The sequence below is a fragment of the Saccharothrix sp. NRRL B-16348 genome (assembly GCF_001280085.1).
In the GTDB taxonomy this organism is placed as follows: Bacteria; Actinomycetota; Actinomycetes; order Mycobacteriales; family Pseudonocardiaceae; genus Actinosynnema.
This window is the reverse complement of record NZ_LGED01000219.1, coordinates 49,573-61,530: the sequence shown is the minus strand read 5'-3', so window position 1 is coordinate 61,530 and position 11,958 is coordinate 49,573. Positions and strand designations below refer to the sequence as shown.

Here is an 11,958-nt window from a genome sequence, read left to right as displayed (position 1 = left end):
AAGCTACTGGCCGCCGGTGTACCGGGGCTGAAGTCGAGGTGGCCACGAGTGGGTGCGTTCTCGGATCTTGCGCACTGTGCCGTCGATCACCCCAGGAACAGTTTCGCGCGCGATGATGTTCCGACGCGATGAGAGACATGCGCTCCGGGGCTCGGTGGAAATCCGAACCGGCGGTCACAGCCCGCGACCCGCCCACCAGGGCGGTTGACTCGGTGGAATTCCGAGGCCGACGGTGAAAGTCCGGATGGGAGGCGCGCGTGCCGTTGACCTGCCCTGCCCCGGAGACGCCTGTCGGGGATGGAGGACGCGGTGCACGTCTTGATGGAGCAGGGCTTCACGGTGTTCGGGCAGAAGGTCTCCTGGGCGGAGTTCATCGGCCAGGTCTTCGCGCTGGTGGTGGTGTACCTGGCGCAGAAACGCTCGCTCTGGACGTGGCCCGTGCAGTTGGTCTCGGTCACGCTGCTGTTCGTGGTGTACATGTCCGCGCAGCTCGGCGGCACGGCCGCGCGCCAGGTGGTGATCGCGCTGATCACGCTCTACGGCTGGTGGGCGTGGACGCGCCGGCGTGACCCGGTGTTCGGCGTGGTCGTCCGCAAGGGCACCGCGAAGGAACGCCTCGCCGTGGCGGTCGCCTTCGTGCTCGGCACGGTCGGGTTCGCGCTGCTGCTGGACGCGCTGGACGCCTCGTGGGCGCCGTGGCCGGACGCCGCGATCTTCGTCGGCACCGTGCTCGCCTTCACCCTCCAGGGGTTGGGCCTGGTCGAGTTCTGGCTGGTGTGGCTGGTGGTGGACGCGATCGGCGTGCCGCTGCAGCTCCAGTCCGGGCTGTGGTTCAGCGCCGCGGTCTACACCGTCTTCGCCGTCCTGGTGATCCGCGGCTGGATCGACTGGAACCGCGCCGCGAAGCAGACCACCACGCGCGTCAAGGCGGCCACCGCCTAGGGCGTGTGTCGAAGTCCGCGGTAGGGTTGGTGTGGTTCCTGGCGCCGCCGCCGGGGCGCCCTCGGACTGGTTGTCCTCGGGTGTTCCGGCGGTGGCGTCAGGGGCCGCACCGGCCCCGGCTGTCGCGATCGCGGACTTCGATACACGCCCTAGCGCCCCTCGGCGGCCTCGGCCAGGTCGTCCGCCAGCTGGTCCAGCGACTGGTCGACCGAATCCGGTTTCTCCAGCACGTGGTGCAGGCTCTCCTGCATCACGCTGGTCAGCTCGTCGTAGTGCGGCGACGGGCGCCGGATCCGGGCGTTCAGCAGGCTGTCCCGCAGCTCGGGCGGCACCAGGTCCGGCTCCTCGTACAGCGCCTGGGAGGTGGGCCCGAACCCGGCGAGTTCGCCCATCCGCCGCTGGTTGGCGTCGGAGGTGACGAACTTGATGAACTCGCGCGCGGTCCGCTGGTTCGCCGAGCACCGCGACACGGCCAGGTTCCAGCCGCCCAACGCGCTCGGCCACGGCAGCGCGACCCTGCCCCACTTGCCCTTCACCGGCGAGCCGGGCGTGTCCAGCACCGGCCCGGCGTACGGCCAGTTGCGCATGAACAACGCCTGGCCGGACTGGAACGCCGTCAGCGAGGCGTTCTCGTCGTAGTCGCGGGCTTCGCGGGGGATCCAGCCCTCCGCGAAGCCGTCCGCGAGCGCCCGCACGCCCGCCTTCGTCTCGGGCGCGTCCAGGCGCTCCAGGTCGCCGCCGTGCGCCCAGACCGCCTCGGCCGTGTTCACCACCAGGCCCTCGTAGCGCCGGAACTGGCCGACGTAGCCGTGCAGGTTGTAGCGCGGCGCGACGGTGCTCGCCTGCTCCCTCAGCTCCTGCCACGAGGTCGGCGGGGCCAGACCTTCCGCTTCGAGCACGTCCTTGCGGTAGTAGAGCAACCCGGCGTCGCTGCGCCACGGGACCGCCCACAGCCTGCTGCCGTCGCGGGACTTGGCCGCCTCCACCGCCTCCTCCAGCATCCGGTCCACGCCGAACTCGGCCGAGTCGAGCGGCTCCAGGTGCCCGGCCGCGGCGAACGGCTCCGTCCACACCATGTCCACGGCCATCACGTCGTAGCACTCCGGGCTGTCGGCCACGCCCTCCAGGTCCTGGGCGCGGGCGGTCAGCTGGGCGCGGTGGGCGTCGGTGGACGTCGGCATCTCCACGAACGCCACCTGCTCGCGCCTGCTGGCCCGCTCGTTCCACAGCTGGACCAGCTTGCGCACCTGGCTGCCCGCGGTGGTGTCGCGGCCGTCCACGAAGGTGATCGGCCCGGTGCCGTCCCGGGAGTCGTCCCGGACCGGGGTCGTGCAGGCCGCCAGGAGCACCACCAGCGGCACGAGAACGCGGATCACGTCATCCTCCCCACGCGGCGCGCGCCACGGCGTCCAGAGCGTCCTGCTGGCGCTGAGTGGCCCCGGAACCGTTAGCGGTGACGATTTCGACGCATTGCCCCCCGTGGTCGTGCGCGGCCTCGTAGAGGGGCGTTGAGGCCGCGCACGCCCCCTCCGTGAACCCGACGGCCACCACCTGCACGGGACCGCTGACGGCCTTGGCGACCGCAGGCGCCTGCGCCGCCGACACCAGCACCACGACGTTGGCGCCCGCTTCGACGCCCGCCTGGACCACGCCCCCGGTCAGGGGCAGCACGATCACCCGGTCACGCGGCCCGGCCAGCCCCGCCACCCGGCTCCCGAACAGGTTCGCGTCGGACGAGCCGTCACCGGCCACGGCGATCACGCGCGGTCGGCTCGCGGCCTCCCACGCCTCCCGCACCGCCCTCGCGTCCGGCGCGACCGCCAGCGTCCGGGGCCGGTCCGGCCGCACGCCCGAGCCGCGCTGCGGACCGACGTTCCAGGCCACGTCGCGGAAACCCGCCCGCTTGAACTCCTCCTGGGCGTAGGGCGAGAGCAGGAACTCCAGGAACCGGTTCACGATCAGCAGCCGCCGCTGGTTCGGCCGGGCCGGCCGCTCCACCTCCACGAACGGGTGGTCCAACACCAGCGCGCCGCCCTCGGGGTAGAGCACCCGGCAGCCGTCGGTGTCGGCGACCGCCTGCTCCGACCCGATCAGGGCCACGTCGCCGACGCACGGCTCGTCGGTGGTCGTGCGGCTGGTGAGCTCGTGCAGCTTGCGCGGCACGTCCAGCGACTCCAGGTACAGCCCGCCCAGCTCGCCGTGCGCCAAGGCGGTGGCCGCGGCCAGCCCGGCGCCCGACGACGTGTCCACCGCCGCCGGCCGCGTCACGTCCCGCCACCGGAAGTCGCCGTCCGGCGTCGCGATCTGCCTCGCCAACTCCTCCGACGCGCCCAGCACCACCGGCGAGATCGCCACGCCCTGGCGGCGGTGCAGCCGCACGTCGGCGCGTTCGAGCAACGCCGCCTCGACGGCCCGGACCTCCGCGGTGGTGTCCGGCAGCCACACGTGCGGCTCGGCGCCCACCTCGGTCAGGTCGCCCGGCTGCCAGCCCCGGCCCAGCGCCTCGGCCGCCGCCTTGCCGGACTTGCCCCCGAACACCAGCGCGTTGAACTCCTTGCAGCCCAGCTCGTTGTGCCGGCCGGAGTCGTTCTCCAGCTCCAGCGCGAGCGAGCGGACGATCTCCTCCTTCTCGGCCGACACCAGGACGTTGAGCTGCACCGGGGGAGGGCACGGCGGCACGGCGGGCGGCGCGGACCCGGCGGCGTTCGTGGCGCCGACGAACAGCAGCGGCGCCACCAGCAGGACCGGCGCCAGGCGGGGCTTGCCGCGCTTGCGGCGGTGCCGGGGCGGCCGCGGGTTGATCGCCGGCACGCCGTTCGGCACGTGCAGCCAGGCCCGGCCGTGCACCTCCTTGACCTCCACGTCGACCGGGCGGAACGAGTCCGGCGCCAGGGCCGGGTCCGGCCGGACCACGTCGGCGTAGAACCGGTCGGAGACGATCAGCGCGAACAACGCGGTCGACCGGGCCAGCGCGTCCCGCAGCGGCCTGGAGTCGAGCAGCCGGAACGCCAGCGTCACCTCGTCGCCGACCACGCCGTGCTCGTCGTGCTGCACCTCGCCCGCCGTGATCGCCATCCGCAGCCGGATGCGGGCGTCCTCGTTGCGGGTCGCGTTGTAGCGGCGCAACTCGCCGAGCAGCGCGTGCGGCAGGCCGTCGACCACCCGGCTCTTGGGCACGTCGGGCGGCACGAGCACCAGCACGCCGTCGCCGCGGTCCTCGTGGCGGCTGGCCGCCCAGTCCAGCCCGCTGTCGTCGAACGCCGCCTCCAGCGCCGCGTACAGCCCGCGCCGGATCTCCTCCTGGGGAACGCGCAACCGCCCGCCGAACGCGGACACGTCCACGACGACGACCGTGCGGTGCAACGCGTGCTGCGGCTGCGTCCCCACCCCAGACCCCTCGTCGGCACGCCGGTGTGTGCGCCAAGTCTATGGGGTGGATCACATCTCGCAGCGGGAAGCCGGAGATTTCCGCTGGTCGGCCGCACAAGTGCGGAGACGACGAAGGGGCGGCCGCGACGAACGCGACCGCCCCCTCACCGTTCAGCCGATCACGCCAGGCCGGCGTCCGAGGTGGACGGGCCCGCCGCGCTCACGTCGTCGATCTTGTACTTCCGGGCCGCCTGCACGACCAGCGACTGCTGGATCTCGCCGCGCTTGGCCAACGCCGCCAGCGTGGCCACCACGACCGACTCGGCGTCGACCAGGAAGTGCCGCCGCGCCGCGGGCCGGGTGTCGGAGAACCCGAATCCGTCGGTGCCCAGCGTCGTCATGTCCGTCGGCACGTACGGCCGGATCAGGTCCGGCACTGCGCGCATCCAGTCGGACACCGCGACCACCGGGCCGGCCGCGTCCGCCAGCGCCTGCGTGACGTACGGCACGCGCGGCTCCTGGTCGGGGTGCAGCAGGTTGTGCCGGTCGACCTCGACCGCCTCGCGCCGCAGCTCCGAGTACGACGTCGCCGACCACACGTCGGCCTGCACGCCCCACTCCTCGGCCAGCATCCGCTGCGCCTTGACCGCCCACGGCATCGCCACGCCCGACGCCAGCAGCTGCGCCCGCGGACCGCTCTGCGCCGGCGCCACCTTGTACCGGTACAGGCCCTTGAGCAGGCCGTCCACGTCCAAGCCCTCGGGCTCGGCCGGCTGCTGGTACGGCTCGTTGTAGACGGTCATGTAGTAGAAGATGTTCTCGGCGTTCTCGCCGTACATCCGCCGCAGACCGTCCTTGACGATGTGCGCCACCTCGAACGACCACGCCGGGTCGTACGCCACCACGGCCGGGTTGGTGTGCGCCAGCAGCAACGAGTGCCCGTCGGCGTGCTGGAGGCCCTCACCGGTCAGCGTGGTGCGGCCGGCCGTCGCGCCGAGCACGAAACCGCGCGCCATCTGGTCCGCCGCCGCCCACAGGCCGTCGCCGGTGCGCTGGAACCCGAACATCGAGTAGAAGATGTAGATCGGGATCATCGGCTCGCCGTGCGTGGCGTAGGACGTGCCCGCCGCGGTGAACGACGCGGTCGAACCGGCCTCGTTGATGCCCTCGTGCAGGATCTGGCCCTGCTCGCTCTCCTTGTACGCCAGCATCAGCTGGGCGTCCACGGAGGTGTACATCTGCCCGTTCGGGTTGTAGATCTTCTGCGCCGGGAACATCGAGTCCATGCCGAACGTGCGCGCCTCGTCCGGGATGATCGGCACGATCCGGCCGCCGATCTCCGGGTCCTTGGCCAGGTCGCGGACCAGCCGGACGAACGCCATCGTGGTGGCGACCTCCTGCTTGCCCGAGCCCCGCTTGATCACGTCGTAGACCTTGTCGCCCGGCAGCACCAGCGCCTTGGACTTGGTCCGCCGCTCCGGCACGAACCCGCCGAGCTGCTTGCGCCGCTCCAGCAGGTACTGGATCTCCGGGGAGTCCTTGCCGGGGTGGTAGTACGGCGGCAGGTACGGGTCCAGGTCCTTGTCCTCGATCGGGATGCGCAGGCTGTCCCGGAAGAGCTTCAGGTCCTCGTGGGTCATCTTCTTCATCTGGTGCGTGGCGTTGCGCGCCGCGAAGTGCGGGCCCAGGCCGTAGCCCTTGATGGTCTTGGCGAGGATGACCGTCGGCTGGCCGTGGTGCTCCACCGCCGCCTTGTACGCCGCGTAGACCTTGCGGTAGTCGTGGCCGCCGCGCTTGAGGTTCCACACCTCGTCGTCGGACATCGGCGCGACCAGCTCCTTCGTGCGCGGGTCGCGTCCGAAGAAGTGCTCCTTGACATAGGCGCCGTCGTTGGCCTTGTACGTCTGGTAGTCGCCGTCCGGCGTCGTGTTCATCAGGTTGACCAGCGCGCCGTCGCGGTCGGCGTGCAGCAGCGAGTCCCACTCGCGGCCCCAGATGACCTTGATGACGTTCCAGCCCGCGCCGCGGAAGAACGCCTCCAGCTCCTGGATGATCTTGCCGTTGCCGCGGACCGGGCCGTCGAGGCGCTGCAGGTTGCAGTTCACCACGAAGGTCAGGTTGTCCAGCTGCTCGTTCGCCGCGACCTGGAGCAGGCCGCGCGACTCGGGCTCGTCCATCTCGCCGTCGCCGAGGAACGCCCAGACGTGCTGGTCGGACGTGTCCTTGATGCCGCGGTCGCGCAGGTAGCGGTTGAACCGCGCCTGGTAGATCGCGTTCATCGGGCCGAGGCCCATGGACACGGTGGGGAACTCCCAGAAGTCCGGCATCAGCCGCGGGTGCGGGTACGACGGCAGGCCGCCGCCCGGTCCCGCGTGCGAGAACTCCTGGCGGAAGCCGTCGAGCTGCTCGGCGGACAGCCGGCCTTCGAGGAACGCGCGGGCGTACACGCCGGGAGATGCGTGGCCCTGCATGAAGACGTGGTCGCCCCCGCCGGGGTGGTCCTTGCCCCGGAAGAAGTGGTTGAAGCCGACCTCGTAGAGGCTCGCCGACGACGCGTAGGTCGAGATGTGGCCGCCGACGCCGACGCCGGGGCGCTGCGCGCGGTGCACGGTCATCGCCGCGTTCCACCGGATCCAGGCCCGGTAGCGGCGCTCCACCTCCTCGTCGCCGGGGAACCACGGCTCACGCTCGGTGGGAATGGTGTTCACGTAATCCGTGCTGGTCAGCGACGGGACGCCGACGTGGCTCTCCCTGGCCCGCTCGAGCAGCCGCAGCATCAGGTAGCGGGCGCGCTGCTGCCCGCCGCCCTTGAGCGCGGCGTCGAACGACTCCAGCCACTCCGCGGTCTCCTCCGGGTCGATGTCGGGGAGGTGGGCGGCCAGACCGTCACGGATGACGCGTACCCGCTCGGGGGTGTTCTGCGGGGCCAAGGGATCTCCTCGTTCCGGGGTCTTCTCAGCTCCATCGTCACCCGCCAGGCACGGTCCCGTCACCTCTACCGGTGAGTAACTCTGGATCGTTTCCTCGCGCGCGCGAATAGGAGGTGTGTAGAGCGTGCCTCATCCGGTCGGAGTACCGCACTCGGGGGTACCCGATGCGGCGTGTCTTGGCCGTTACGGTTGCGCGTGGCGGGGCTGACAGTGTTCGCTAGCCGCGACTGGTAGTGACATCGCGCGGCAGTCGTACCCGACTGCCGCTCTTGTGTACTTGGAGGAGTGGAAGCCGTGGTCGCCGCGGAAGACGCCGGCAAGATCGGTGTCGCCGACAGGCTCGGGATCGAACCGGGCAGCGTGGTCCAGGAGATCGGCTGGGACGAGGACGTCGACGACGACCTCCGTGCCGCGATCGAGGAGCGGGTGGGCGGTGATCTGCTCGATGAGGACTCCGACGAGGTCATGGAAGTGGTCCTGCTGTGGTGGCGCGAGGAGGACGGCGACCTCGCCGACGCCTTGATCAACGCCACCACGGCCCTGGCCGACGACGGCGTGATCTGGGTGTTGACGCCCAAGACGGGTCGGGCCGGTCACGTCGAGCCGAGTGACATCGCCGAGGCCGTGTCCACCGCGGGACTCGCCCAGACCTCCAACATCACGGTGAGCGGTGACTGGTCCGCGACCAGGCTCGTCTCGCCGAAGTCGGCCAAGACGAAGCGCTAACCGCGACGAGGCACGCCGACCGCCATGCCCTAGGCTCGACGGCGGGCTCCCCGATCGGGTGGAGCCCGTTCTTCGGGTTGCATGATTTCGCTGGAGGGTTGCATGGTCGAGGTCGGCGCACAGGCCCCTGACTTCACGCTCAACGACTACAACAAGCAGCCCGTGACGCTGTCCTCGTTCCGCGGGGAGCGCAACGTGCTGCTGGTGTTCTACCCGTTCGCGTTCAGCGGCATCTGCACCGGCGAACTGTGCCAGGTGCGCGACGAGCTGGCCGCGTACGAGGACGAGAACGTGCAGGTCATCGGCGTGTCCGTGGACACACCGTTCAGCTTGAAGGCGTGGGCCGCCCAGGAGGGCTACCAGTTCCCGCTGCTGTCGGACTTCTGGCCGCACGGGCAGGTCGCCCAGGCCTACGGCGTGTTCAACGAACAGGCGGGCCTGGCGAACCGCGGCACCTTCCTCCTCGACACCGCCGGCGTGGTCCGCTACGCCGAGGTGAACGCCCCCGGCGAACCACGCGACCAGGAGGCGTGGAAGAAGGCCGTGGCAGCCCTGTCCTGATACCTTCCGACGCCGGCCACCGAGAGGGCCGGCGCTTCGGGGGCGCGTAGCTCAGCGGAAGAGCACTCGGTTTACACCCGAGCGGTCGCAGGTTCGAATCCTGCCGCGCCCACTGTGCTAGTGCGGGGGTGCAACCCCCGCGCCCCGCCCGGCGGGCTCCGCCCCCGGACCCCCGCCGGGGCTGGCGCCCCTGGCCCCCACGTTGGCGGGCTTCGCTTCAGCGCTTCGCGCCTTCGCTTCGCCCGTCAAGACCGCCGCGGTCCGGCTGCGTGCTTCGGGTGCCGTCCAGCCAGACAACGTGTGCTCGCCGCACTCCGGCCGAACGGGAGCTGATCTCGAACAGAGTGCGGGCGTGTTCAGGGCTCTGGGAGGCGAGGTGGAAGTCGCCTTCCACCGAGTTGACCTCGGCCCGGTCCTCGTAGGCCAGGCCGTACCCGGCGACGCGGAGGTCTTTCGGGTCGCCGTGCTCCTCCACGATGGCGAAGAGCCGCGGGGCCTCGCCGGCGGCCAACTCGTGCATCGACTCGTTCACGCGGTCTTCCTTTCCACAGCTTGGATGAGATCGGCCAGTTCGTCACCGACCATCAGGGCATGACCTGCCTCTTCGGGTGAGACCAGCCAGATCACCGGCGTTTCACCGAGGGCGCTCGGCGGCATGGGCAGGGGCGTCCCCGGATCGAGCACTCGTGCTTGAGCGCTGAGCAGTACCGAGGGCATCGGCAGTCGAACGAGGAAGTAGGCCATCGGCATGTTCGGGAAGGCCAGGACCGGCGTGGGATTGGCAACGAACCAAGGGTTGTCCGCCAAATCCATGACCAGCGATTCGGCCACCATGATCGCGCCGAGGCGCGCACCGATCACCGTGAAGACGTTGGGCAGGTGGAGGCCTGTTGCCGACCACCATTCCCGCACGCGAGCGGTGTCTGTGGTGGCCTCTCCGATCGGACGGAGGCAAGGGTCGGTGACCGGACGCTCGTCCAGTGGATGGGCGAAGTGCCCGGCGTGCCAAATCGCGCCGGGTATGACGGGCCAGCCCATCTCGGCGTAGTCGAGCGCGGCCCGCAGGGTGGTGGATGACTGCGCGTCTGTGGACATGGTTCTCTTTCCCGATCGTTCAGTCGAGAGTTCTCCCGACACCGCGGATTCGTTGGTGGAAAGCGAATCGCAGTGAACTTCGGAACAACAGTGCGCGAGGAGCGCATTGACCGCGCATCGACCGCGTACCGGGTGCTGACTCAGGGAAACGGTCGTCCGCTACGGTGGTGGCGGCATCTCCCGGAGGTCGGCCGATGGCAGCGAAACGCGCACGGTTCGCCCAGGTCCGTCGCATGTCCGGTTACACCCAGGAACGGCTGGCCGAAGCCCTGGACGTCGACACGTCCACGGTTCGGCGCTGGGAATCCGGCGACAGCGAGCCGTCGCCTCACGTGCGACCGAAGCTCATGGAACTGCTGGGCGTGTCGGTGCGCGAACTCGCGCGCCTGCTTGACGCGGACGGCCGGCTGGTTGCTCCTGTGGGCGACCCGGACGTTCCGGATGGACCCGCGCTCATGACCGCGCTCGACCGCACGCGGCTTCTCGTCGACCAGACGCTCTCCACCGGCCTCGCGTCCGTCGCGCGTCTCGGCGTGATCGAGGAACGGGTAGCGGAGCACGTCATGACGTACACCCGCACCGCACCGGTCTCGGTGCTTCGAGCGGTGGTGCCGGACCTCATCGAGGTCCAGTCGATGGCGGCGGAGCGTCAGCCGGCAGGCGTGCAGGCTCGGCTGTCTGAAGCCACCGCAGTCCTTGGCCTGTTGAGCGCCGACGCCTTGATGAAGCTCGGGGAGGTCAGCCGCGCTCGCTACTGGTACGGCACAGCCCGACTCGCGGCAGACGACACGGCGAACCCCCGACTGCAGGCACAGGTGCGTGCACAGGAAGCCATGTTGCCCTACTACTACGGTCGAGTGGAGCAAACCGTCGTCCTCGCACGGGCAGCGCAGGCATTGCTGCCGAGAACCGTTTGCAGCGCCAGTGCCCTTGCCGCCGCAGCCGAAGGTCGGGCGCTGGCCCGGCTCGGCAACCGGGAAGGTGCCGGCCGCGCTATGCGCAGGGCGCAACAGATGGTCGACGAACTCGATGAGCCGATGACCGACGCGGCTTTCCAGTTCAACGACAAGCGACTGCTCCTCTACTTGTCCGGGGCGCTCACGTACCTGGGTGAGACCGACCGTGCCCGCCACGTCCAAGCGCAGGCGCTCGAGCGCTACAGCCAGGAGCCGTCGATCCCGATCGACCCGGCACTGATCCAGTTGGATCAGGCGGTCGGTGAAGTGATTCGCGGCGATGCTGACAGTGCCTGCGAGTTGGCGGTACGTACCCTGGAACAGTTGCCGCCCGAACATCGGACCCGCATCGTGCTGACCCGCGCGCTTGACGTCGTGGCAGCCATTCCTGCCGCTCAGCGACAGTTGCCCGCTGCCGTGGAACTGCGTGAATTGGTCACCGCACAGGAGGGTTCCGGCTGATGGCGCTCGCCGGCCACGATCTTCCCCGGCTCACGGAAAACACTTTTACGCCCGAACGCACTCGGCTGGTTCTGCAAGCCGTCTGCGAACGGGCAGGTCTCGATGCCGCAGGTGCCGAACTCCTCAGGCATCAGACCAACGCCGTCTTCCGCCTCGTCACCGCGCCGGTCATCGTGAAGGTGGCGCGGCCGAACATCCGACACACCGCGGCGGTGGTGGCCCTCGTCGAGTGGGTGACCGAGCACGGGGTGCCGTCGGTGCCGTTGCTCGCCGGCACCAGCCAGCCGCTCGAAGCCGCCGGTTGCGGGGTGACGCTGTGGCGATACCTGCCACCGACGCGCCAGATCGCGGCAAGTGACATCGCCGTACCCCTTCGAGCTCTGCACGAAGTGCCGCTTCCGTCGTTGCCGCTGCCGGAATTGGACGCGCTGGGCGCCATCCACCACTCGATCCAGGCGAGCAGGATCATTTCCGACCATGAGCGCGACGTCCTGCTGCGGCGCTGGAGCCGCCTGGTCGACGCGGTCCCCGGACTGCGTTACGACGGCCCGCCGCGCCTGATCCACGGTGACCCGCAGCACCGGAACACCCTGTGGGACGAAGGGAGCGACCGGCCAGTGCTCTGCGACTGGGACAGCGCGGCGGTCGGGCCGGTGGAGTGGGATCTGGTGACGGTCGAGGTGCACTGCCGCCGTTTCGGCTTCCCTGAGCAGGAGTACCAGGAGTTCTGCGCCCGCTACGGCCGCGACATCCGCGAGTGGGAGGGCTTCGCCACCATGCGGGACCTTCGCGAGCTGCGCATGGTGACGACGAACGCGCGGAAGGCCGTCAACGGGTCGCCGCAGGCCGACGAGGTGCGTCGTCGGATCGCGGCGCTGGAGGCCGGCGACGAGATCCACTGGTCGATCTTGTAGAGC

The 11,958-nt window shown here is 70.2% G+C and carries 10 protein-coding genes, 1 tRNA gene and 1 riboswitch; of the genes, 6 read left to right on the top strand and 5 right to left on the bottom strand.

Features of this window, described 5'->3' with window-relative positions:
• Positions 1 to 136 precede the first annotated feature (136 nt).
• A riboswitch (FMN riboswitch) is annotated at positions 137 to 260 on the top strand.
• Positions 261 to 309: 49 nt separating this feature from the next.
• Positions 310 to 942 (top strand): nicotinamide riboside transporter PnuC, encoded by a 633-nt coding sequence (pnuC, locus tag ADK67_RS30630; protein WP_157620944.1) that lies wholly within the window; start codon positions 310 to 312, stop codon positions 940 to 942.
• Between the two features lie 149 nt (positions 943 to 1,091).
• Here the strand turns inward: pnuC and ADK67_RS30625 are convergent, their stop codons facing one another.
• The 3 genes from ADK67_RS30625 to aceE all read right to left on the bottom strand — a co-directional run bounded on the left by ADK67_RS30625 (position 1,092) and on the right by aceE (position 7,241).
• A complete protein-coding gene (locus ADK67_RS30625) occupies positions 1,092 to 2,318 on the bottom strand; it encodes an extracellular solute-binding protein (RefSeq protein WP_053720016.1) in 1,227 nt (408 codons plus the stop codon).
• Between the two features lies 1 nt (position 2,319).
• Positions 2,320 to 4,329, bottom strand: coding sequence for a substrate-binding domain-containing protein (locus ADK67_RS30620; protein WP_053720015.1), 2,010 nt, complete (start codon positions 4,327 to 4,329; stop codon positions 2,320 to 2,322).
• A gap of 161 nt (positions 4,330 to 4,490) precedes the next feature.
• Complete coding sequence (gene aceE / locus ADK67_RS30615; protein ID WP_053720014.1) at positions 4,491 to 7,241, bottom strand: pyruvate dehydrogenase (acetyl-transferring), homodimeric type; 2,751 nt, start codon at positions 7,239 to 7,241, stop codon at positions 4,491 to 4,493.
• A 294-nt stretch (positions 7,242 to 7,535) separates the two neighbouring features.
• On the opposite strand from aceE, the gene ADK67_RS30610 reads away from it, so the two are divergent.
• The 3 genes from ADK67_RS30610 (at position 7,536) to ADK67_RS30600 (ending at position 8,640) form a co-directional block, all read left to right on the top strand.
• Complete coding sequence (locus tag ADK67_RS30610) at positions 7,536 to 7,967, top strand: DUF3052 domain-containing protein (protein ID WP_053720062.1); 432 nt, start codon at positions 7,536 to 7,538, stop codon at positions 7,965 to 7,967.
• Positions 7,968 to 8,069: 102 nt separating this feature from the next.
• Positions 8,070 to 8,528 (top strand): peroxiredoxin, encoded by a 459-nt coding sequence (locus ADK67_RS30605; RefSeq protein ID WP_053720013.1) that lies wholly within the window; start codon positions 8,070 to 8,072, stop codon positions 8,526 to 8,528.
• A 40-nt stretch (positions 8,529 to 8,568) separates the two neighbouring features.
• Positions 8,569 to 8,640 (top strand) — tRNA-Val (locus tag ADK67_RS30600).
• 105 nt (positions 8,641 to 8,745) lie between these two features.
• Here ADK67_RS30600 and ADK67_RS30595 read toward each other — a convergent pair.
• Positions 8,746 to 9,060, bottom strand: coding sequence for a hypothetical protein (locus ADK67_RS30595; protein WP_197289690.1), 315 nt, complete (start codon positions 9,058 to 9,060; stop codon positions 8,746 to 8,748).
• Positions 9,057 to 9,623, bottom strand: a complete 567-nt coding sequence (locus tag ADK67_RS30590) for a bifunctional DNA primase/polymerase (protein ID WP_053720012.1) — start codon at positions 9,621 to 9,623, stop codon at positions 9,057 to 9,059. The genes ADK67_RS30595 and ADK67_RS30590 overlap by 4 nt, the downstream gene beginning before the upstream one ends.
• A gap of 194 nt (positions 9,624 to 9,817) precedes the next feature.
• Between ADK67_RS30590 and ADK67_RS30585 the strand changes: the two genes are divergently transcribed.
• Entirely contained in the window at positions 9,818 to 11,041 is a 1,224-nt protein-coding gene (locus tag ADK67_RS30585; protein ID WP_082404054.1) for a helix-turn-helix domain-containing protein, read from the top strand.
• The gene (locus ADK67_RS30580; RefSeq protein ID WP_063797769.1) at positions 11,041 to 11,955 is read left to right on the top strand and encodes an aminoglycoside phosphotransferase family protein; all 915 of its coding nucleotides are present in this window, start codon (positions 11,041 to 11,043) and stop codon (positions 11,953 to 11,955) included. Before ADK67_RS30585 ends, ADK67_RS30580 begins: the two co-directional genes overlap by 1 nt.
• The last annotated feature ends 3 nt before the right edge of the window (positions 11,956 to 11,958 follow it).